18 protein-coding genes are annotated in these 23,322 nt (G+C 44.2%); 12 read left to right on the forward strand and 6 right to left on the reverse strand.

Annotation, left to right across the window (positions count from 1 at the left end; translation table 11 throughout):
- The first annotated feature begins 2 nt into the window (after positions 1 to 2).
- The 6 genes from J4N44_RS01690 to J4N44_RS01715 all read left to right on the forward strand — a co-directional run bounded on the left by J4N44_RS01690 (position 3) and on the right by J4N44_RS01715 (position 9,312).
- Positions 3 to 1,049, forward strand: coding sequence for an MJ1255/VC2487 family glycosyltransferase (locus J4N44_RS01690; protein ID WP_005450457.1), 1,047 nt, complete (start codon positions 3 to 5; stop codon positions 1,047 to 1,049).
- A 532-nt stretch (positions 1,050 to 1,581) separates the two neighbouring features.
- Positions 1,582 to 2,541, forward strand: coding sequence for a LysR family transcriptional regulator CalR (calR, locus tag J4N44_RS01695; RefSeq protein ID WP_005430441.1), 960 nt, complete (start codon positions 1,582 to 1,584; stop codon positions 2,539 to 2,541).
- A 299-nt stretch (positions 2,542 to 2,840) separates the two neighbouring features.
- On the forward strand, positions 2,841 to 4,649 hold the full coding sequence (locus tag J4N44_RS01700; RefSeq protein WP_009698844.1) for an AMP-dependent synthetase/ligase: 1,809 nt from the start codon (positions 2,841 to 2,843) through the stop codon (positions 4,647 to 4,649).
- Positions 4,650 to 5,098: 449 nt separating this feature from the next.
- Entirely contained in the window at positions 5,099 to 6,823 is a 1,725-nt protein-coding gene (locus J4N44_RS01705) for an acetolactate synthase 3 large subunit (RefSeq protein ID WP_252044791.1), read from the forward strand.
- A gap of 1 nt (position 6,824) precedes the next feature.
- The gene (gene ilvN / locus J4N44_RS01710) at positions 6,825 to 7,319 is read left to right on the forward strand and encodes an acetolactate synthase small subunit (RefSeq protein ID WP_005450454.1); all 495 of its coding nucleotides are present in this window, start codon (positions 6,825 to 6,827) and stop codon (positions 7,317 to 7,319) included.
- 112 nt (positions 7,320 to 7,431) lie between these two features.
- Positions 7,432 to 9,312 carry a sensor domain-containing diguanylate cyclase gene (locus tag J4N44_RS01715; protein WP_005450453.1) on the forward strand — a complete coding sequence of 627 codons (1,881 nt, stop codon included), beginning with the start codon at positions 7,432 to 7,434 and terminating at the stop codon, positions 9,310 to 9,312.
- A gap of 92 nt (positions 9,313 to 9,404) precedes the next feature.
- Here J4N44_RS01715 and J4N44_RS01720 read toward each other — a convergent pair whose 3' ends face one another.
- Together J4N44_RS01720 and pykF are read right to left on the reverse strand one after the other, a co-directional pair.
- Entirely contained in the window at positions 9,405 to 10,082 is a 678-nt protein-coding gene (locus J4N44_RS01720) for a GntR family transcriptional regulator (protein ID WP_017190055.1), read from the reverse strand.
- Between the two features lie 151 nt (positions 10,083 to 10,233).
- Positions 10,234 to 11,646, reverse strand: a complete 1,413-nt coding sequence (gene pykF / locus J4N44_RS01725; RefSeq protein ID WP_005450451.1) for a pyruvate kinase PykF — start codon at positions 11,644 to 11,646, stop codon at positions 10,234 to 10,236.
- A 432-nt stretch (positions 11,647 to 12,078) separates the two neighbouring features.
- On the opposite strand from pykF, the gene J4N44_RS01730 reads away from it, so the two are divergent.
- The 6 genes from J4N44_RS01730 (at position 12,079) to J4N44_RS01755 (ending at position 18,782) form a co-directional block, all read left to right on the forward strand.
- A complete protein-coding gene (locus J4N44_RS01730) occupies positions 12,079 to 12,840 on the forward strand; it encodes a DeoR/GlpR family DNA-binding transcription regulator (RefSeq protein ID WP_005450450.1) in 762 nt (253 codons plus the stop codon).
- A gap of 115 nt (positions 12,841 to 12,955) precedes the next feature.
- Complete coding sequence (gene glmS, locus J4N44_RS01735; RefSeq protein WP_005450449.1) at positions 12,956 to 14,788, forward strand: glutamine--fructose-6-phosphate transaminase (isomerizing); 1,833 nt, start codon at positions 12,956 to 12,958, stop codon at positions 14,786 to 14,788.
- A gap of 222 nt (positions 14,789 to 15,010) precedes the next feature.
- Positions 15,011 to 16,123 carry a DUF481 domain-containing protein gene (locus tag J4N44_RS01740; RefSeq protein WP_005450448.1) on the forward strand — a complete coding sequence of 371 codons (1,113 nt, stop codon included), beginning with the start codon at positions 15,011 to 15,013 and terminating at the stop codon, positions 16,121 to 16,123.
- 131 nt (positions 16,124 to 16,254) lie between these two features.
- The gene (locus tag J4N44_RS01745) at positions 16,255 to 16,632 is read left to right on the forward strand and encodes a DUF3316 domain-containing protein (protein WP_009698839.1); all 378 of its coding nucleotides are present in this window, start codon (positions 16,255 to 16,257) and stop codon (positions 16,630 to 16,632) included.
- A 73-nt stretch (positions 16,633 to 16,705) separates the two neighbouring features.
- A complete protein-coding gene (locus J4N44_RS01750; RefSeq protein WP_009698838.1) occupies positions 16,706 to 17,395 on the forward strand; it encodes a heavy metal response regulator transcription factor in 690 nt (229 codons plus the stop codon).
- On the forward strand, positions 17,388 to 18,782 hold the full coding sequence (locus J4N44_RS01755) for a heavy metal sensor histidine kinase (protein ID WP_017817259.1): 1,395 nt from the start codon (positions 17,388 to 17,390) through the stop codon (positions 18,780 to 18,782). Before J4N44_RS01750 ends, J4N44_RS01755 begins: the two co-directional genes overlap by 8 nt.
- Here the strand turns inward: J4N44_RS01755 and J4N44_RS01760 are convergent.
- The 4 genes from J4N44_RS01760 to J4N44_RS01775 all read right to left on the reverse strand — a co-directional run bounded on the left by J4N44_RS01760 (position 18,736) and on the right by J4N44_RS01775 (position 23,315).
- A complete protein-coding gene (locus tag J4N44_RS01760) occupies positions 18,736 to 19,380 on the reverse strand; it encodes an HAD family hydrolase (protein WP_005450438.1) in 645 nt (214 codons plus the stop codon). The two genes, J4N44_RS01755 and J4N44_RS01760, sit on opposite strands and share 47 nt — an antisense overlap.
- A gap of 102 nt (positions 19,381 to 19,482) precedes the next feature.
- On the reverse strand, positions 19,483 to 20,013 hold the full coding sequence (locus J4N44_RS01765) for an MltR family transcriptional regulator (RefSeq protein ID WP_005450437.1): 531 nt from the start codon (positions 20,011 to 20,013) through the stop codon (positions 19,483 to 19,485).
- A gap of 86 nt (positions 20,014 to 20,099) precedes the next feature.
- Positions 20,100 to 21,248: a mannitol-1-phosphate 5-dehydrogenase gene (locus J4N44_RS01770; protein ID WP_009699226.1), complete on the reverse strand. Its 1,149-nt coding sequence runs from the start codon at positions 21,246 to 21,248 to the stop codon at positions 20,100 to 20,102.
- A 114-nt stretch (positions 21,249 to 21,362) separates the two neighbouring features.
- Positions 21,363 to 23,315, reverse strand: coding sequence for a PTS mannitol transporter subunit IICBA (locus tag J4N44_RS01775; protein WP_009698834.1), 1,953 nt, complete (start codon positions 23,313 to 23,315; stop codon positions 21,363 to 21,365).
- Positions 23,316 to 23,322: the final 7 nt, after the last annotated feature.

Consider the following 23,322-nt stretch of genomic DNA (forward strand, 5'->3'; position numbering starts at 1 on the left):
GGATGAAAATTCTGTATGGTGTTCAAGGCACAGGAAATGGTCACATCGCCCGCGCAAGAGCCATGAGTAAAGCTTTTCAAACTCACGACGTGCAGGTTGATTTTCTTTTCTCTGGACGCGAACCAGAAAAGTACTTTTCAATGGAGTCTTTTGGAAACTATCAAACTCGGCGTGGCTTTACCTTTGTGACAGAGAAAGGTGCCGTGAGCTATGCTAAAACGGCATTACGCAATAACTTGATTCAGTTTATCCAAGAAGTAAATCAGCTGGATTTGTCTTCTTATGATCTGGTGATCAATGATTTCGAACCCGTCTCGGCTTGGGCTGCTCGTAAGCAGAACAAACCTTGTATTGGTATCAGTCATCAAAATGCATTCCGCTACCCAGTACCTCTTAAGGGGGCGAGTTGGTTGGATAAATCCGTCATAGAGCATTTTGCTCCTTCGCAACACCACCTAGGCTTGCATTGGTATCACTTTGATCAGCCGATCTTACCACCTATCGTTCATACGCTTGAGCAAACGAGTGGTAATGATGACTTTGTTCTCGTCTATCTTCCGTTTGAATCAATAGAAGACATCAGCGATTTGTTGTTCCATTTTAATCAACAGTCTTTTGTCTGTTATCACCCGAACGTGATTGAGTGTGAGCAAGTGGAAAATATTGAACTAAGACCTCTGTGTCACACTAACTTTCAATCTCATTTGCAACGTTGTAGTGGAGTGATTGCCAATGGTGGTTTTGAACTGCCATCGGAAGCCCTTTCTCTTGGCAAGAAGCTATTACTTAAACCGCTTTCTGGGCAATTTGAACAGCAAAGTAACGTCGCAACATTGGAAGATTTAGGGCTAGCATCTTCGATGGAAAATCTTGATATCTCGACGGTACGTCAGTGGTTGAAAGAACAACAAGCAGAAAGCGTGAAGTATCCTGATGTTGCAAAAGCGATCGCCAATTGGGTATTACAAGGTGCTTGGGATGCACCTGAAAAACTCTCTGAACAACTATGGGAACAAGTCGATTTCCCGAGTTATGTATCGAATATTTAACGTCTGATTTATCTTCTAAGTTGCAGTCATTCACGCGCTGATTGGCTGCATTTTTATGCCTTCTATATCATTTCTATTCACGGTCATTTTGCTGACTCTTTAACTGATTTGCATGTTTTGTGAACTTAACTATTGATGCTGGTTTTTGAACGCAAATGCAAACAATAAGCAGGGCAAATGGGTTGTATGATCCCTGTAGATTGTCATTAACGTGCTAAATAGGTTGTAAGAAACCTCTGATTTAGGCGTTTTATACTTTTTTATGTTTTTCTTAACGATATGATAAATATGGAATAAATAACTAATTGGCTAAAATTTAATGATTAAATATCAATCTAGTTGCGAAACCTTGATTGATTAGTTGATAGTACGGTTCGAGCCGGAAATATCTGGACGATAAATATAATACAAATTCGGTTTTCTATTCCTTAAAAAATGATTTGAATCCAGCCACGGTCGTTTGTGTGCAAAGAGATTCTATTCGTTAAGAATTCATTGAACCAAGTTGACGATTACATAAGAGGCGCACTCCATGTTAGATAAAAAAGACGCGATGAGCGCAATTGCTAGCTACCGTATGGAAAGCACATTGCGTGGTGTAGATTTAAACCTATTGACCGTATTTGATGCAGTGATGCAAGAGCAAAATATTACTCGTGCAGCACATAACCTTGGCATGTCACAACCAGCAGTAAGTAATGCGGTTGCTCGCCTAAAAGTAATGTTTAATGATGAGCTATTCATGCGTCAGGGTCGTGGTATTCAGCCAACTCAGCGTGCTCGTCAACTGTTTGGTCCTATCCGCCAAGCACTACAGCTTATTCGTAACGAACTTCCAAGCTCAGTTTTCCAACCTGAGTCTTCAACTCGTCTGTTTAAACTGGCGATTTGTAGCCCATGTGATATGCGTTTCGCACCGAGAATCATGGCTAATATTAACGAGCAAGCACCAAGCGTACAGCTACACCTAGATGCGGAATTTGATCGCCTTCTATCTGAGCGTATGCGCTACCAAGAAATCGACTTCGTAATTGACTACGCACGTTTTGATGATCAAGGTTTCTCAAGCACTGAAATCTTTAAAGATGAGCTAGTGGTTATTGCTTCTAAGACGCACCCTCGCATCCAAGGTGGTGTATCTGCTGAGCAACTGATCAACGAGAAACACGCGAAGCTATCACGTGTACATGGTCAACGTAGCTTCTCTGAGCAAGCGTACCGCGAACTTGATTGCCAAGCCGCTTATGAAGGTTCAAGCCTAAGCAACCTGCTATACGTAGTAAGCCAATCTGAGCTTGTGACTATCGCTCCTCGCTGGATGGCTGAGAATGCAGTGAACAGCGACCAGTTGCAAATCCTAGATTTCCCATTTGAAAACAAGGAAATCAGTGGTTACCTAAGCTGGCACGAATCAAGTGAGAAGGACAAAGGTCACATCTGGTTACGTGACCAACTCATGATCACTTGTGGTGAAGTTGTTGCGCTTAAATAAGCTGAATTTTTAGCCTGATCAACTGGTCAGACTGGACTTGTAATCATCAATTTTTACAATTCCTTGCCCCTGAGAGAACGCCGTCTCTCAGGGGCTTTTTATGTCCGCTATTTAATAGTCGAAACAGCGACTTAAGTTGATTAAACCTTCAGCAGTTAAAGACCTGCTATGCTCTCATTAGTGATAGTCGTCTCTTAATAATGATAAGTTTGATAATGGTCAGTTGCGTTTTTAGGCGTCGAGGTTACACTTGTGCGCTCAAATAGCTTACGCCTGTAAGCCAAAAGGTAATGTAAAGAATGGCCAAGTTAGATTTTCATATCGTAAAACGTATTCGTGAACAAATTGCGAAGGGTAGTACTCGTGTTGCGCTTAAACATAAAGTCGGCGACACATGGCAAGGTATTACTTGGGAGCAGTTTGGTCAGCAAGTAGATGCTTTGTCACTTGCGCTTTTGGCTCAGGGATTGGGCGTTCAAGATAAGATCGGTATTTTCTCAAATAACATGCCGCAATGGACCATTGCTGATTTTGCAGCACTGCAATTGCGTGGCGTTACCGTACCTATCTATCCAACTAACACCGCAGCTCAATCGGCTTACATCATTGATAACGCAGACGTCAAAGTGTTGTTCGTTGGCGAGCAGCCACAGTTTGATGCTGCGGTTAGCATTTTCGATGAATGTAAGCAGCTAGAACTGATCGTTGCGATGTCAGATGACATTGACCTAGGCGATCATGCATTTGCCATGACATGGAAAGACTTCGTTGCTAAGGGCGACGTTAGTCACCAAGCTGAGCTAGAAACTCGTTTAGAACATGCGCAAGAAGAAGATCTACTGACTCTGATTTACACCTCTGGTACCACAGGTCAACCGAAAGGTGTAATGCTAGATTACGCGAACATCTCTGCCCAACTTGAAGGTCATGATGAGCGCTTGAGTTTAACTGAAGACGACGTATCGCTGTGTTTCTTGCCATTATCACACGTGTTTGAGCGTGCATGGACATTCTATGTGCTTTATAAAGGTGGTACCAACTGCTACCTGCAAGACACCATGCAAGTACGTGATGCCCTGAGTGAAGTACGCCCAACCGTGATGAGTGCGGTTCCTCGTTTTTATGAGAAGATCTTCTCTGCGATCCACGAGAAAGTGTCACGTGCACCATTCCATCGCAAAATTATGTTTACTTGGGCGGTCAACATGGGTGCGAAGATGGCTGCTTGTCATCAAGAAAACCGCAAGCCATCACTGATGCTACGTAAATCTTATGCTTTGGCAGACAAGCTAGTGTTGAGCAAGCTACGTGCATTATTGGGTGGACGCATTAATTTCATGCCATGTGGTGGCGCGAAGCTAGATGAAACCATTGGGCGTTTTTTCCACGCAATTGGCATCAATGTTAAGCTTGGCTACGGTATGACAGAAACCACGGCAACCGTATCTTGTTGGGATGATCAATGCTTTGATCCGAGCTCTATCGGTATGGCAATGCCAGGCGCTCAAGTTAAGATTGGTGAAAACAACGAAATTTTGGTGCGCGGTCCAATGGTGATGCGTGGCTACTACAAAATGCCAGAGGAAACTGAGAAGACGTTTGACGAACATGGCTTCTTGAAGACTGGCGATGCAGGTTACATTGACGAAAATGGCAACTTGTTCATTACTGACCGCATCAAAGAACTGATGAAGACTTCAAACGGTAAGTACATTGCACCTCAAGTCGTAGAAGGTGCAATCGGTAAAGACCACTTCATTGAGCAGATTGCTGTCATCGCAGATACACGTAAATTTGTATCGGCTCTGATTGTTCCGTGTTACGACTCACTTGAAGAGTATGCGAAAGAACTAAATATCAAGTACCACGATCGTGTTGAATTGATCAAACATCATCAGATTGTTGAGATGCTTGAGAAGCGTGTTAATGACCTGCAGAAAGAACTGGCTAAGTTTGAACAAGTTAAGAAATTCAAACTTTTACCTAAAGCATTCTCGATGGATGATGGTGAGTTGACCCCAACACAAAAACTTCGTCGTAAAGTCATTAACGACAAATACCAAGATGAAATCGAAGAAATGTACACTGAAAAGTCTGATAAAAAGTAACTTAAGCTAACTTAGATTTCAGATTGATGAAAATGTCCCCAGTTGCCTGATATTGTGCTGCTGGGGATTTTTTATGACCGTCTTTCACACTTTTAGTTGTGACTTATGAAGGAAGTTTCGCTGAAAGTTGCCATTTCTAGTGAAATTATTCACTTTATTTTCTTTTGGTTTCTTATCTTGATTCTATTTTGCGCTACTTAGTTAGCGTCAAACCCTGCCTTTGTTCTGATTTATAGCATCTTGTTTAAAATTTGATTCAACTCTCATTAGACCCGTTGATAATAAAACGTTACATTTGTTGTGTTACCTTGCGTTTTGTTATGACAGACGTAAGACATAGCTGAAAAAGTGGAAGTATTTCTATTAGGCTACGAATAAGACCTAGACTATGTAAAACCAGACCAAACCGTTGGCCTTACGGTGAGGAAAACTGGTAAGGAGAGCAAATTATGACAGCAATGTTGTCAGGCGCAGAGATGGTTGTGCAATCTCTGATTGAAGAGAGCGTAGAGCAAATCTTTGGTTACCCTGGCGGGTCCGTTTTAGATATCTACGACGCACTGCACGCCAAAACCGATCAAATCAAACACGTACTAGTAAGACACGAACAAGCCGCTACCCATATGGCAGATGGCTATGCGCGAGCGACGGGCAAGCCCGGAGTCGTACTGGTATGTTCTGGTCCTGGTGCAACCAATACCATCACAGGTATTGCGACTGCATACATGGATTCAATTCCAATGATTGTTATCTCAGGTAACGTACCAAACAACCTGATTGGTAATGATGCCTTCCAAGAGTGTGACATTGTGGGTGTTTCACGCCCTGTTGTGAAACACAGCTTCCTCGTTAAGAAAGCGGAAGACATTCCTGAAACGATCAAAAAAGCGTTCTACATCTCGACAACAGGTCGACCTGGACCGGTTGTGATTGATTTGCCGAAAGATATTTTGAACCCGCAAATCAAGCTTCCTTACGAGTACCCAGAAAGCATTTCGATGCGTTCATATAAGCCAACGACGTCTGGTCACAAAGGTCAGATCAAAAAAGCGTTGAAGTCGCTTGTTGAAGCGAAGAAACCAGTATTGTACATCGGTGGTGGGGCGGTAATTTCCGGTGCGCATGAGCATATTCAAACGCTATCGGAACAGTTAAACCTTCCTGTTGTAGGCACACTAATGGGGTTAGGTGCCTTCCCGGGTACACATAAAAACTCGCTAGGTATGCTAGGTATGCACGGTACTTACGAAGCTAACATGGCGATGCATGAAGCGGATCTTATCTTTGGTATAGGGGTACGTTTTGATGACCGTACGACCAATAATCTAGAGAAGTATTGTCCGAATGCTAAAGTGATGCACATTGATATTGACCCATCTTCTATCTCGAAAAATGTGAAAGTTGATTTGCCTATCGTAGGTTCTGCTGAAAAAGTATTAGCGACCATGGTTGGTCTGCTCAACGAGCAGGGCAATAACAACGATCAAGAAGCGATAGCTCAGTGGTGGGAAGACATTCAAGTATGGCGAGATCGCAACTGCTTGGCGTATGAGACATCTCCTGAGCGCATTAAGCCGCAACAAGTTATCGAAACACTGCACAAGCTAACCAAGGGAGACGCTTACGTTGCGTCTGATGTGGGACAGCACCAGATGTTTGCGGCACTGTACTATCCATTTAATAAGCCACGCCGTTGGATTAACTCGGGTGGTCTCGGCACAATGGGCTTCGGTCTACCTGCTGGTATGGGTGTGAAATTCGCCATGCCAGAAGAAGAAGTGGTGGTTGTGACTGGTGATGGCAGTATCCAAATGAATATTCAGGAGTTGTCGACGGCCATGCAATACGACATCCCTGTAAAAATCATTAACTTGAATAACCGTTTTCTAGGCATGGTAAAACAATGGCAAGACATTATTTATCAAGGTCGTCACTCTAACTCGTACATGAGTTCTGTTCCTGATTTTGCAGCGATTGCAGAAGCTTATGGTCACGTCGGTATTCGTATCGAAACGCCAGATCAGCTAGAAGCGGGTCTCCAAAAGGCGCTCGACATGAAAGATCGTTTGGTGTTTGTCGACATCAACGTAGATGAAACCGAACACGTTTACCCAATGCAGATCAAAGGCGAGGGTATGGACAAGATGTGGCTAAGCAAAACGGAGCGTACTTAATATGAGACACATTATTTCTTTGTTAATGGAAAACCAGCCAGGTGCTTTGTCTCGCGTTGTCGGTTTGTTTTCTCAGCGTGGTTACAACATTGAATCGTTGAACGTATCACCAACTGATGACGAAACACTGTCGCGTCTAAATATCACGACTAACTCTGATGAAATGCAGTTGGAGCAGATTCAGAAGCAACTGCATAAACTGATCGATGTGCTCAAAGTGCAAGAAGTTACGGAATTTGACCACATCGAGCGCGAACTGATGATGGTCAAGGTGAAAGCGAGTGGTTTTGCTCGTGCGGAAGTGAAGCGTACCGCGGATATTTTCCGTGGTCAGATTGTTGATGTCACGGCTTCTCAATACACGGTGCAACTTGCGGGTACCAGCGAGAAACTGGACGCTTTCATCCAAGCGATTTCGGAAGTTACGGAAGTGGTCGAAGTGGCTCGAAGCGGTGTCGTAGGCATTGCTCGCGGGGAACGTTGCCTCAAGCCTTAATGAAATCTGATGCATTTAAGAAAAGCCATCGTTGTTCGATGGCTTTTTGTTTAGAAAATAACAAACAGTGATATAATTGCTGCTTTCGTAATCAATGTGAGTAGTAGAACGCGTGAAAGTCAGGAAGTTAGTCAGCGCTTTGTTGGCGACGACGCTATTTTTTAGCGCGCTCATCTCAATCTACTACTATCAGAAATATCAAACGCTGTTAGCGGATAACGTCAAGAGCACCGCTAAAGAAGCTCTTCATCAACTCGCGTATTCCGAGCGAGAATATAACAACGTTCAAGATCAAATCTCTTCCATCAGTGATCTACTCGGTCATAGCCAAAGCCTTTACGATTATTTGCGTGATCCTAGCGACAAAAATCTCGCCATTTTACAAGAGGTGTGGAGCTCAGTCGCCGTTAACCAAAAATGGTATCGACAGATACGTTTCCTAAACCTTGAAGGGCAAGAGAACGTACGGATTAATTACGACTTCAAAACGGGCATTGCTGCGCCAGCTCAGGTTTTGCAAGATAAGTCCGAGCGAGCTTATTTCCAATTCGCTCAGAATCTTAGCAATGACCAGATCGGCTCTTGGGGTATAGAGTTAGAACGAGAAAATAGTGAGCTCGTTTATCCGTACAGTCCATCGATTCGTATCATGATGCCTGTTGCGATGGATGGTACGCGCGAAGGCTATCTGGTACTGAACATCAACGTTCAATATTTGTCATCACGTTTAAATTACTCACCTGTAAGAGATTTTAACATCGAGCTTATCAACCAAGCGGGCTACTACGTTGCGAGCTCTCATAATGACAAGTTGTATGGCGATATTATTCCTGCTCGCTCTCGATTCAACTTTGGTTTGCTTCACCCCAAAGTTTGGCAGAACATGGGGGCAGAAAAGATGGGTTACGAATACGATGGTAACCATCTGGTGATCTTTAATACGATTAACTTTGTGCCGGGGGAGTCTCTTCATTTAATTATCGATCTTTCGCAAGAACAGCTCTTAGAGCGAGCTGATCGAGACATTGATGACTTATTGCAAGAAGCTCTCTTTGTTTTAAGCTTGATGCTGGTTTTCGCGCTCCCGATAACAACTTTAGCACTGCACTATCGTCGCCATAGCATTGAGTCCAAGCTGGCTCGAGCGGCACTGGATGGCATGACCGCAGTGATGATTTCGGATACTTCACACCGAATTATGATGGTTAACCAAGAGTTCGAAAATATGATGGGTTATTCGAATTCTCGCTTACGAGGCTGGAATGCCCACAATCTGATTTTTATCCCCGAAGACATTGAAAATATTCTGGCGATTTGGAATCAACTGGGTGTTGAGCAAGTATGGGAAGGTGAGGTGCGTTGTCGTACTAAACTTAATCATGTGTTTACTGCCATTATGCGTATTCAAGCCATTATGGCAAAGTCTGGTAAGGTCAGTTATTACATCACTTCACTGGTGGATATTTCGGAGCGTAAAGAGCTAGAAGAAAAGCTGCGCAACTTAAGTGAGAAAGATGGTTTAACTAGCCTTTGGAATCGTCGTAAATTTGAAGAGCAGCTTGCACAATATACCAACTTGGTTGAACGCTATCCGAATACACCCACGACTTGTTTAGCCTTGTTTGATATCGACCATTTCAAGCGTATCAACGATGAACTGGGGCATGATGAAGGCGACAAAGTCATTTGTACGGTGGCTGAAACTTTACTTCGTGGGGTGAGAAGCACCGACTTCGTGGCTCGAGTTGGTGGAGAGGAGTTCGCGGTGATCATGCCGCACACTACTACGCAAGAGGCAGAAGTGGTTTTGAATCGCTTGCGTGTTGCAGTAGAGCTAAGTAGTGACCGTTCAGTGACCGTAAGTGTGGGTTACAGCGATGTGACTGCGGATAGAACTCGCAGTTACAAATGTGCCGATATTGCCCTGTACGAGTCAAAAAGTGCAGGGCGGAACCGAGTGTCGATTTGTCACAGTTTTGATGACATTGCTTAGAGGCGATGAGAAAAAGCAGTAATTGGCTTCTCTAGCAAATAAAAAAATCGGGATAACCCCGATTTTTTGCTATCTATTGGGCGACGATATGATTAAGCCGTTTCTAGCTCTAGTACAGTTTCAATACGCTGCATTGAGCTCAATAAATGCTTATCAAGCAGTGTCATTGCTTCTTCGCTGTTCTTCGCAAGAACAAGCTTCATGATCATCTCATGTTCATCAATGTTGAACAGAGCATCTTGCTCAGAGTTCAATGTTTGCATCGCAAAGTAGCGGTAGCGTTTGATTTGGTTGATCAGATCACTGAAGAACTCAAACATGTTCTTTGAATCGGCACCTTCCAACAAAGAGACGTGGAACTGATGGTGGCGCTCTTCCCACTCTTTCCAACAGAATGTTTCGTCAAAGTTCAGACGAGATAGCTTATGGTATGACGTTAGCACGTCCAATTCCCAGCTTTCATCACCCGCCAAGATTGCTTTCTTAAGCAGTACAGAAGAAACCACACGAAGGCTTTCGTATAGGTCGTTCAATTCTTTTTTGCACACAGGCGCAACCCAACAGCCTTTTTGTGGCTCAAGCTTTACATACTTGCTCCAAGACAGTTGCACAAGTGCTTCGCGGATAGGTGATGCACCAACGTTGTATTTCTCTTTCAGGTCAGCAACCACAAGCTTTTGACCTGGCTTTAATTCACCCGTCAGGATGTCCTGACAGATCATTTTCGAAACTTTGTCGGTAAGAGTAGGACTGGACACAAGCAACCTCATGAAATTTTATTATCGTGACGACAACTAAACAGTACGTAGTTCGGTTGTGATTGATAATACAGCGTACTGATTATGAGGGCAAGATTAAATATATAAAAAAAGAGGGCTGAAGCCCTCTTTTTTATTGAACTGATGATTGAATTCTTCAGTCTTATAGAACGTGTACAGAAGCGGTGTTCGTTGTGCCTGAAGCTACTAGAGCACCAGAAACCATAACAACGATATCGCCTTTGTTACCTAGACCTGATTCTAGAGCAAGTTCTTTACCTGCTACGTAGAACGCGTCAGTGCTTTGGATAGACTCAACAACTACTGGAGTAACACCTTTAGTTAGAACTAGCTGTGCAGCAGTCTTAGTGTTAGTCGTTAGTGCTAGGATGTTTGCAGTTGGGAAGTACTTACGTACTGAACGTGCAGACTTACCACCTTCAGTTGCAACAACGATAAGTGGAGCAGCTAGTTTTTCAGCTGTGTCTACCGCGCCTTTACATACTGCTTCAGTGATGCGAAGACGTGGGCTGTCTAGACGAGAACCTAGCTCAGCTTTTAGAGCTGAATCAGTACGGTTCGCGATTTGAGCCATGATAGTTACCGCTTCAACTGGGTACTTACCTTTAGCAGTTTCACCAGAAAGCATAACTGCGTCAGTACCGTCCATTACCGCGTTAGCAACGTCGCCAGCTTCCGCACGAGTAGGACGTGGGTTGTTGATCATAGAATCAAGCATTTGAGTTGCAGTGATAACCATCTTACGTGCACGGTTACACTTCTCGATCATCATCTTCTGAGCGAAGATTACTTCTTCAGCTGGGATTTCAACACCTAGGTCACCACGAGCAACCATGATGCCGTCAGAAAGCTCTAGGATCTCGTCGAAGTTATCAACACCTTCTTGGTTCTCGATTTTAGAGATGATGTGGATGTTCTCGCCGCCGTTTGCAGCAAGTACTTCACGGATTTCTTGAACGTCAGAAGCTTTACGGATGAAAGAAGCAGCTACGAAATCAACGCCTTGCTCACAACCGAATTTAAGGTCGTTCTTATCTTTTTCAGATAGTGCAGGTAGGTTTACAGAAACGCCTGGAAGGTTAACACCTTTGTTTTCGCCTAGAGCACCGTTGTTAAGAACTTTACACTTAACTTCAGTTTCAGAAGTTGCAAGCACTTCCATTTCGATTAGACCGTCGTCTACTAGGATAGTGTTACCAACGTTTAGGTCGTTAGCAAAACCAGCGTAAGTTACTGCAACTTTGTCTTTGTTACCTACAACTGAGATGTCAGTTGTGAAAGTGAATTCTTGACCAGCTACTAGATCAACGTCGTTGCCGTCTTCTAGTTTGATAGTGCGGATTTCTGGACCTTTAGTGTCTAGAAGGATTGCAAGTTGTTTGCCTGTAGCTTCCATTACTTGGCGGAAGTTCGCGATACGAGTGCCGTGCTCTGCGTAGTCACCGTGAGAGAAGTTAAGACGCATAACGTTCATGCCAGCGTTTACTAGTTCAGTTAGCTTCTCTACAGATTCAGTTTTAGGGCCAATCGTACAAACGATTTTGGTCTTTTTCATGGAAGATACTCTCCGGTAAGTATAGTTACAATTTGAAAGTCGGTTGTTTACTCTGAAGTTAGGGCGTTTTGATGACATTTAGTGCCTGTCACCCACCGATTTTCCGCCGCATTATTGGAACTTCAGATTCTGTAAGTCTTTCACCAAGTTTAGTCATTTTATGACTAAAAGATCGGCGATTTTGGTTACCTTTTTGTGACTAATCCCACTTTATATGCAGAAAGTTGCAAAAAAATAACCTTCAATTCTGTAATTTTTTTTCTTTTCGGTGGCGAATTCTACCACCGAATGAATCCAATATCACTGTTTAAGAATTGTCTTAGGACAAGGTTTTATCGAGAAATATTAATTTTTTGGATCGAAATAAATGGACTTAAAAGTTTCGTTTTGACTATAATAAATTTCAAACCGAAACTTAAAATCAAAACATAAATGTCGAAACGAAACACTCAACTAAGAAGACACGCCATTTCTAACCTAGTAAATGAGCTTGGGGAAGTCAGCGTTGATGAACTGGCGCAGAAATTTGAAACCTCAGAAGTCACGATTAGAAAGGACTTAGCTTCTTTAGAGAAAAATGGACAACTTTTGCGCCGTTACGGTGGTGCGATTTCGATTCCAACCGAAGTTATTCATGAAGAATTGAGTCCAATTGTTTCGAGTCGAAAGTTAAGTCTAGCAAAAGCGGCAGCATCACTGATTCGTGATCATAACCGAATTGTGATCGACAGTGGCAGCACAACAGCGGCATTGATTCAGCAATTAAACGACAAACGTGGTTTGGTTGTAATGACCAACTCGTTGCATGTCGCAAATGCACTTAACGAATTAGAGAGCGAACCAACCCTGTTAATGACAGGTGGAACTTGGGATACGCACTCAGAATCCTTCCAAGGCAAAGTAGCCGAATCTGTACTAAGAGCTTACGACTTTGACCAGCTGTTTATCGGTGCTGATGGTATCGATTTAGAGCGCGGAACCACAACGTTCAATGAATTGGTTGGCTTAAGCAAAGTCATGGCAGAAGTCTCTCGTGAAGTCATTGTTATGATCGAGTCTGAAAAAGTCGGACGCAAAATTCCGAACTTAGAGTTGGCTTGGGACCAAATTGATGTATTGGTTACCGACGCAGAGTTACAGCCAGAACACAAAGCACAGATTGAACAACATGGCGTAAAAGTCATTTGCGCCTAATCTAAATAAGTAAACAGTTTCATATTTCACTTCCCTCTGGATAAAGGCCTTTGCTTGCTGCCTCTATTTGAAACCATGGCTAGGGAAGAACAAAACTACAAACGGAGATAAACACATGTGTGGAATCGTAGGTGCAGTAGCACAACGAGATGTTGCAGAAATTTTGGTTGAAGGTCTACGTCGCTTGGAATACCGCGGTTATGACTCAGCGGGCGTAGCGATCGTTGATGGCGAAACCAACCTAACGCGTATTCGTCGTCTAGGTAAAGTGCAAGAGCTGGCAGACGCAGTTGATCAAGCAAAAGTGATCGGCGGTACTGGTATCGCACACACTCGTTGGGCAACACACGGTGAGCCTTCAGAAGTGAACGCACACCCACACATGTCTGGTGACATCGCAGTAGTACACAACGGCATCATCGAAAACCACGAAGAGCTACGTGAGCTACTTCAATCTCGCGGTTACGTATTTGAATCTCAAACGGATACTGAAGTTATCGCTCACATGGTTGAGTGGGAGCTTCGCACTTCAGAAACATTGCTTGAAGCAGTACAAAAAACAGCAAAACAACTTGAAGGTGCATACGGTACAGTGGCACTGGATCGTAAAGATCCTTCACGTATTGTTGTGGCGCGCTCAGGTAGCCCAATCGTTATTGGTTTTGGTGTGGGTGAAAACTTCCTCGCGTCTGACCAACTTGCGCTACTTAACGTAACACGCCGTTTCATGTACCTAGAAGAAGGTGATGTTGCTGAGATCACTCGTCGTGACGTAACGGTATTTGATGCAACAGGTGAGCGTGTAGAACGCGAAATCACAGAATCAAACGCGGAACACGACGCAGGTGACAAAGGTCAATACCGTCACTTCATGCAGAAAGAGATCTACGAACAACCAACAGCGTTGATCAACACAATGGAAGGTCGTATCACGGCAGACTCTGTTGTCACTGAAGCAATCGGTGTTAACGCGGCAGAAATCCTAAGCAAAGTGGAACACGTACAAATCGTTGCATGTGGTACATCTTACAACGCAGGTATGACAGCACGTTACTGGTTTGAAGACATTGCGGGCGTGAGCTGTGATGTAGAAATCGCGTCTGAATTCCGTTACCGCAAGTTTGTGACGCGTCCAAACAGCCTATTGATCACGCTTTCTCAATCTGGTGAAACCGCCGATACGCTAGCAGCACTTCGCCTAGCAAAAGAGAAAGGTTACATGGCGGCAATGACCATCTGTAACGTAGCGGGTTCTTCTTTGGTTCGTGAGTCTGACTTCGCATTCATGACACGTGCAGGCGTGGAAATCGGTGTGGCATCAACTAAAGCGTTCACGACTCAGCTTTCTGCGCTACTCATGCTAGTGACGGCACTTGGTAAGCAACAAAACCGCATTAGCAAAGAGAAAGAAAAAGAGATCGTAGAAGCGCTTCACGCTCTACCGAAACAAATCAATGCAGCGCTGTCTTTCGAAAAAGAAATTGAAGCACTAGCACCAGACTTTGCCGATAAACACCACACTCTATTCCTAGGTCGTGGTGAGTTCTACCCAATCGCGATGGAAGCGTCTCTAAAACTAAAAGAGATCTCTTACATTCACGCAGAAGCCTACGCGGCAGGTGAATTGAAACACGGTCCTTTAGCATTGATCGATGCAGATATGCCAGTTGTGGTTGTTGCACCAAGCAACGATCTTCTAGAGAAGCTGAAATCAAACGTTGAAGAAGTACGTGCTCGTGGTGGTCTGCTTTACGTATTTGCCGATGCTGACGCAGGCTTTGAAGGTGATGAGACAATGAAGATCATCACAATGCCACACGTTAGTGAAATCACGGCGGCTATCTACTACACCATTCCAATGCAGCTACTTTCTTACTACGTAGCGCTGATCAAAGGTACGGATGTAGATCAACCACGTAACCTAGCGAAAGCGGTAACCGTAGAATAATCAACACATGGTGTGATTAAGATTACACTTGTTTATGTTGCGCTATGTAAGTAGCGAGAACCTAAAGCGAAGTCACATGACTTCGCTTTTTTTATGCTTGTTGACATGGTTATGATGCGCAATACGTTGACATTCACTTGTTTACTTTCTGACACGTCGGACGGCGAGCATTACTATCGTAAGCCCAACGGATGTGGTTTCTATTGAACTGAAAAGGTCACTATGAAAATCAAACTCTTGGCAGTATGTATTGTTTCTTCGTTCTACCATCACTACGCCTTAGCAGATGAAGAACAAACGCAGCAACGCAAAAGCCAAACAGTATTTATTGATGAAAACGATGATTGGCTACAACTTAAATCTGGCGAGGTGATCAAAGGCGAGTTAACGGGGACAATCAAAGAAGAAACGAACTCGTTCGATCAAGAGATTGAATTTGATAGTGATGATCTTGGTGATCAAGAGATTGAACTGGAAGATATCGCGATATTAGAAACAGCGAGCTTTTTTACCATTCGAACCGCAAGCGGTGATGTTTTCGACGGTTACTTGTCGATTCGTGATGAGCAGCTGTACTTGACTAATGACGGTGAAGAGATGGCGTTTCCTATTACGGATGTTGTATCGATTTATCGCGGGGCAGAGAAAGATTCTGATCATTGGACGACCGAGATTTTCTTTGGTTTAGACATTAGCAAAGGCAACACCGATGAGTTTTCACTGCTCGGTGAAGTGGAAGCGGAAAGAAATACCGTTGGCTCGCGCACTAAGTTAAAAGCGAAACACGAAAACTCCAAGACGAATGATAAAACGACGGCAAACAATAGTTCGTTTGATGGCTCCTACGATATCTATTTGAGCAATCGTCTGTTCTTTCGACCGCTCAAACTCTCTGTACTCAGTGATGAGTTTCAAAACATTGAATACCAGGTTAATGCTTCAATGCAGATGGGTTACTTTATCATTGCCAATTCACAAACAGAGTGGGATGTCTCTATTGGTCCCGGTTATCAGTACACCGATTTTAAGACGGTAGAAGAGGGGGAATCGGGTGACGCGACCAGTAACACGCTGGCGTTTGAATCTAACTTTGAGTATGAACTGACCGATGACATCGATTTAAGCCATACCTATAACCTGAATTGGGCAAGTAACGACGCGGGCGGCGCCCGTCATACCAATGAGCTAGGTTTCGATATCGATCTTGTTGATGATCTTGAACTTAGCATTAAAGCCGTTTGGGATCATGTCTCTGACACCAAAGCCGACTCGGAGGGGGTGGTACCAGAGAAAGACGACTACAAATTCCACTTTGGTTTAACTTACGAGATTTGATTATGCTCCTTGTGAGGCGAAGATGATTGTTGGATTTATGACAAAAATGTCATCTTTGGGATAGGTTGGTGTCAGGTGTCTTGTTGAATAATGAAGTCATTGAAAACAAACACACTGAAAAGGTCATCAACATGAAAGCAATGAAAACCGCTCTCCTTGTCGCAGCTATGGCAATCACTAGCGCATCCGCGTTTGCCAACCCTATCTTCACTAGCGGTAATTATGTGAGCAGAGAAGAGATGAAGACTCTCTCTGTGGAACCTACCGCAACGTCAGATGCCGCATACCAACAAGCTTTCGCTGAACTTAATGCTTTGAAAAGCATGTCGGCTCGTGAGCTTAATAAAGAGCTGAATATCTCTAACTTCAATATTGCATCTAAGAGCACTCATCTGAAAGACAGTGGGTTCATCACGGTTCAAGAACGTATGAACGCAGATGGGCAGCTGGAATATGTCGGTACAGTGAATGTCAAAGTGCACTATGCAGAGCGCGACAGTAATCGATAAAAGTGAAGCGTGAAAAGAGTATGATGTTGTTGCGTTGTACTCTTTTTTTGATGGCTGAGGTTGAGGATAGAAGTTGAAATTACTGATTGTAGAAGATGAATTGAAAGCCGGAGAATACTTGCAAAAAGGGCTGGTAGAATCGGGTTATGTTGTTGACTGGGTGCGCGATGGTGTAGACGGGCTGTATCATGCAACAAGTGAGTCTTATGATCTTATTCTTCTCGATATCATGTTACCAAAGCTCGACGGTTGGCAAGTCCTTAACACCCTGCGTAGCAGTGATATCCATACCCCGGTCATTATGCTTACGGCTAAAGAACAAATTGAGGATCGTGTTCGTGGTTTTGAATTAGGAGCCAATGATTACGTCGTCAAACCTTATGCCTTTGCCGAGCTTCTGGCGAGAATTCAAAATGTGTTTCGCCATCATACTTCCTCGCGAGTTTTAACTTCTTCGCAGACGCTGCAAATAGCCGACCTAAAGCTGGACATGATGAAGCGAGTTGCGACGCGGAACGGGCAAACCATCACTTTAACTGCCAAAGAATACGCGCTACTTGAGCTGTTGATGCGAAAAGAGGGACAAGTCCTATCACGAACGACCATTGCTTCACTGGTGTGGGATATGAACTTTGATAGCGACACTAATGTTATCGATGTTGCCGTTAAGCGATTGCGCCAAAAGGTCGACAAGCCGTTTGAGGTACCTTTGATCCACACCGTTAGGGGGATGGGCTACAAGTTGGAAGCTCTTGATGCGTAAGCTACCAGCCAACCTCTCTATGCAAAACAAGCTCGTTTTGATGTTTGTTGGCACGACATTGGTGGTATATCTCGCTTTAGCATTCATTCTGTATTACACCATCGAACGTCATTTCTTCACCCAAGATTACAACGACACAGTGACCAAATATAACTCGATAGAAAAGACGATGCTGGTCTCGCCGGAGTCGGCTTATCTACTTATCGACAATAGCTCTGTCTATATGTGGGCATTTAAAGAGGAAGCACTGACTTACAAAAACTCGACGCTCTCTATCCCTAAGGATTTGTCGTTGACGCTGAGCTCTCCACAGATCTTAAATCAAAACAATGCGATAGAGTGGCGTGAAAACTCGTTAGATATTCGAGCGTTCGCTTTTAAAACCAAAGATGTCACTGTTGTTATTGGCGTGAGCATCAACCATCATCGATTATTCTTAAATAAGCTTGGTTGGATCTTATTTTGGTCTTTAGGCTTCGCATTTATTGCATCGACGCTATTTAGCCGGGTGATCGTTAATCGCGGTTTAAAGCCCATTTTGACCTTAAATAAGCACATTCAACACATCACACCAGAACAGTTGGATATCCGCATTGCCCCAGAAACCTTACCAGTAGAGCTACGTGAACTTGCTACTAAGCACAATGCCATGCTGGATCGGTTACAAACTGGTTTTCATCGTTTGAGTGAGTTTTCTTCTGATATTGCTCATGAGCTCAAAACGCCTTTGACCAATATTACGACCCAAAACCAAGTGATATTAGGCGCGTGCCGTACATCGGAGGAATACCAAGAAGCGATTGCTTCTACGCTTGAAGAGTTAAACCGAATTACCAAGACCATCAATGATTTGCTGTATATCGCAAAAGCGGAGAATAAGCTTATCCATCGACACAATGAGCACTTCGCTGTTCATGAACAGCTTGCTCACTTAATCGAGTACTTTGACATACTGGCGGAAGATTCTGCTTTGAGCATCATCACTTCGGGGCAAGCGATGTTGTACATGGATCGAAATATGTTTGAGAGAGCGGTAGGGAATTTGCTCTCTAATGCCATTCGCCATGCTTATGATGAAACAACGATTCGTGTTGATGTCGAGCAGAGTGATGAGTTTGTCACCATTACCGTTCACAACGTCGGTGAGACGATACCTAAGCAAAATCTACCGTATCTATTTGATCGCTTTTATCGAGTCGACAAGTCACGCCAACATTCTGGCAGCGTTGGAGCTGGGCTAGGGTTGTCGATCACACAGTCGATCGTTCACGCTTATGATGGCAAGATCACCGTGACTTCAGAAGAACACCAAACCCAGTTCTGTTTAATATTGCCCGCAGCTAAAGCGTATCCAGAAGCGGAATCACTTCCTCAAGAGATGCTTTAATTATCACTTTATCTTTAAATTCCTGCAGTGGTGGCAGTAAATCTGGAATCATCACGGCGTGGCATTCAGCAGCGAGAGCAGCTTTAATGCCATTGTTCGAATCTTCCAATACAAGGCTTTCTTTTGCATCGATGCCGAGGTGGTGACAAGCCATTTGATAGCAGTCGGGGTTGGGCTTACCACGTTCTACATCTTCAGCGGTAATCACTAAATCGAACTGGGTAAGGTACTCAGTATTATTGAAGTTATGTTTTACTTCTGGGAGATGAGAAGAGGTCACAATAGCAGTGAGCAAACCACGTTGTTTAATGGCTCGTAACAACGAATCGAAGCCAGGTTTGAGCGCAATACCTTGGTCTCTGAGGTGATGGAAATGCTCATCTCGCACAGCCTTGTAGCGCGGCATATCGATGGCTTGTTGAAAATGCTCGGCGAGTATTCTTTCACATTCAGGGTCTTGGACGCCGATGAATTGTTGATAGAAATCATCAGTGATGGCTAAGCCTTGCTCGGTGGCGGCGTACTGCCAACTCTGTTTGTAGATAGACTCGGTGTCGAAAATCAGTCCATCCATATCAAAAAGTACAGCTTTTAACATTGGTAGAGCTCCTACGTAGGGTGTAGAGCGGCTGACATTGATTATGTTGTTATACCCAAGCAACCTCGAATCCTTTTGAAGGTAACTTGGGTATAAATAGCGTTAGAATGGGCTCTCTTTGCCGAGTTCATTGCAGATTTCGACAATTGCAAGCGAGAGCCCTGACTTAATGATTTGTTGTTGACGTTGCAGTTGAAGCTGATAAAACTCAAGGTCGATATCGTCATCTGGTTCGCTGACTTCGAGTTGTACCATACCCATCTTCTTCACCAAGTGCAGTTTTTTGATTGGCTCTAGAATATTGGGGTCTGTGAACTCGTAATCAGAAGCGTCACTATTGAGTTGGTTTTTGAGTTTGATGATGTCTTCGATGTCGTGATAAATGTCATCGGGAAGCACACCTAAGCCAAACAATAACTTCAAACGAACAGATAGATCGCCCAGCGGTCCTGAGTCTTGTAGCAGCGGACCGACCACAGATTGGACAGCGAAGTTATCTTTACGAAAAATTCTTTGCACTAGCCCATCGATCGAATCGTTAAATACGTCGACGGTTGCAATAAAAAAGCCTCGTACCGAAGGTGCGCTGTTTAATCGCTCAATGATCTCGGTTTCGTTGATGTTATCTGCCATATACTGAATACATTTCTAATTATTAGTATCCCCATCTCTTTAAGTGGATAAGGATATAGAAGGGGAGCCAAGCTCCCCTAGGTAAATCAAAGTTGGTTGTAAAGTGTCTCGATTTGAGCCACTTCAGCACTGTCTTCTGCAAGACCTGTGTATGTCGCTAGCGTCTTCTTCACACCCACTTCTTTTAATGAGGTTTGCAGTTCTACTGCTTGTGGGTCGGTGTCGTTAGTGTACTTCAACGCAGCAGCAATGCCTTTCAAAAGTGTTTTATTTTCAGTGCCATACTCAATTGTACCGAGTAAAGGCTTCACTAATCTATCGTTCGTCCCCAATTTACGAATTGGTTGGCGACCAACACGATCAACTTCATCAACTAAATAAGGGTTGGCAAAGCGACCTAGGATCTTTTCGATGTAAGCGTTGTGCATGTCGCGGTCAAAACCATAGCGTTTGATCAGTACTTCTCCGCTTTCTTGCATTGCTTGTTTTACTTCTGCGTGAATGCTTGGGTCTTCAATTGCTTCGCGAATAGTGCGATGTCCTTTCAAGCAACCTAAGTAAGCGGTAATGCAGTGACCCGTATTTAGGGTGAACAGCTTACGCTCGACAAACGCCATTAGATTGTTGGTTCTTTCCATGCCAGCGATATCAGGGATTTCACCTTTGAATTGCTGTTCATCCACAATCCATTCACTAAAACTCTCTACCGTGACTTCTAGTGGGTCATCGTTCGCGGCTTCTGCTGGTGGTACGATGCGGTCCACTGCGGAGTCGACGAAGCCAACTAGCTCGTCTGCTTTCGCGTGTAATGATTCATCCAAATGTTTGTACACTTCACCTTTTAGGTGAGTCGTGCCACGAACCATGTTTTCGCACGCGATGATGTTCAACGGTTTTTCGTTGCCTGCCGCAAAGCGCTTTGCAATGCCGGTCGCGATGGTTTTTGCAATGATGTCCAGTACGTTGGGACCTACGGCAGTGGTTACCAAGTCAGTTTTTACAATGCGATCGATGACATCTTCGCTGGCGGAGTTAACAGCGGTGACGTGGGTTACGGTGTCAATCTGGCATTCCGTACCGACCACTTTTACTTTGTATTCTTGTTTGTGGCTAAGTTGATCAACCAGTGGAGCATCAACGTCTGCAAATGTGACCTCGACTTCTGCATCTGCCAATAGTTTTCCGATGAAGCCACGACCAATGTTACCTGCGCCAAAATGAACTGCGTTTTTCATAATTCTTACCTACCAATGTCTGAAATGTTGACTAAAACGAATCTAGGGTGAGGCCAACCGCATAGGGGGTGACAGCTGACCTCGGTTTGCTCAGGAGCAAATTAAAAGGAGTGATTAAGCCGCTTGCTGACCACCAAGGATGTTCAGAATCTCTTCTACATCGTTGGTGCTAGTTAGCTTCTCAATTGCCTCCGGCTCATCGAGCGCGTTTGTAATGGTGGTAATCACCTGGATGTGCTCATCGTTCTTAGCGGCAATGCCGATAACCAGTTTTGCTACATCATCGTCGTCTTCAGTAAATTGGATACCCGCAGGGTATTGGCAGATTACAATGCCTGTTTTCTTCACGCGGTCTTTCGCTTCTACGGTACCGTGAGGTACTGCGATAGATTCGCCTAGGTAAGTTGGAACCAACGCTTCACGTTCAAACATCGCGTCTACGTATTCTGGTTCTGCGTAGCCAAGTTCAACTAATTTGTTGCCTGCAAAGCGAATGGCTTCTTCTTTGTTGGCTGCTTTCAAACCTAGGTGAATGTTCTCACGTTGAATTTGGAATACAGATGGTTGCTGTGGTTCAAAGCTGTCGTCGTTCGCCGCCATTACCGACACTTTTACCATTTGGTCGTCATTGGCTGCGGATTGGTTTTGTGCTGCTAGTAGTTTGGTGACTAGCTGGTTGTACATTTCGCTGTCTAGGAAGTTCGTCAATGAAATGTGGTGTGCGTTCGGAGCATGCTTACGTGCACGATCCGTTAAGTCTTTATGAGTAATCACGATATCTGCACTCTCTGGTAAGCTGTTAATAGCAAGGTTGGTTACATGGATGTTCAGACCGGCGTCTTGAACCTTTTTGCGCAGCATGCTTGCACCCATTGCGCTTGAACCCATGCCCGCATCGCAAGCGACAATGATGCTTTGTACTGTCGCTAGGTCTACGTCACCTTTGCTTTGGCTGTTTACCACCGCATCGTTTTTAGATGCAGATTTCATGTCTTTCATTTGTGATGTTGCTTTCTCTAGTGCAGCTTCATCACCGTCTTCTTCTGTTGACGTTTGCGTCTTCATTAGTAGTGCCGCTACTGCGAATGACACACCTGTTGCTGCTGCGATAGATGCGAGTACACCTACGATTGAACCTTTCTGAGTCATCAACAAGATAGCGAAGATTGAACCTGGTGATGCTGGAGAAACGATACCTGCGTTAAACATTGTTAGAACGAATACGCCAGTCATACCACCAGCAATAGCTGCTAGGATTAGGCGAGGGTTCATTAAAATGTATGGGAAGTAAATTTCGTGGATACCGCCGAAGAAGTGGATGATTGATGCACCACCGGCAGTTTGACGAGCCGTTCCTTTACCAAACACCATGTAAGCCAGCAAGATACCTAGACCAGGACCTGGGTTCGCTTCGATTAGGAAGAAGATAGATTGACCTGTCTCAGACGCTTGTTGGATACCTAGTGGAGAGAAGATACCGTGGTTGATCGCGTTGTTTAGGAACAGGATCTTCGCAGGTTCAACGAAGATTGAAGTCAGTGGTAACAGGTGAGCAGATACTAGGAAGTTAACGCCAGCTGCTAAGCCACCAGATAGAATTTTTACGAATGGACCGATAAAGATAAAAGCAAGAATCGCACATAGCATGCCGATGATGCCTGCAGAGAAGTTGTTAACCAACATCTCAAAGCCACTTTTTACTTTACCGTCGATGTAGTTATCGAATTTTTTGATCGCCCAGCCACCCATCGGACCGACCATCATTGCACCCATAAACATTGGGATGTCTGTACCGACAATCACACCCATTGTTGTGATTGCGCCGACTACCGCACCGCGATCGCCACCGACTAATTTACCACCGGTATAACCGATAAGCAGTGGTAGCAAGTAGGTAATCATAGGACCAACCATAGAGGCTAACGTTTCGTTAGGTAGCCATCCAGTTGGGATGAATAGAGCAGTGATAAAGCCCCACGCGATAAACGCGCCGATGTTTGGCATTACCATGTTTGACAGAAAACGACCAAAATTTTGTATCTTGATCTTGGCATCTGGTGATATCATAACAATT

Source organism: Vibrio sp. SCSIO 43155 (assembly GCF_023716605.1).
GTDB lineage: Bacteria > Pseudomonadota > Gammaproteobacteria > Enterobacterales > Vibrionaceae > Vibrio > Vibrio harveyi.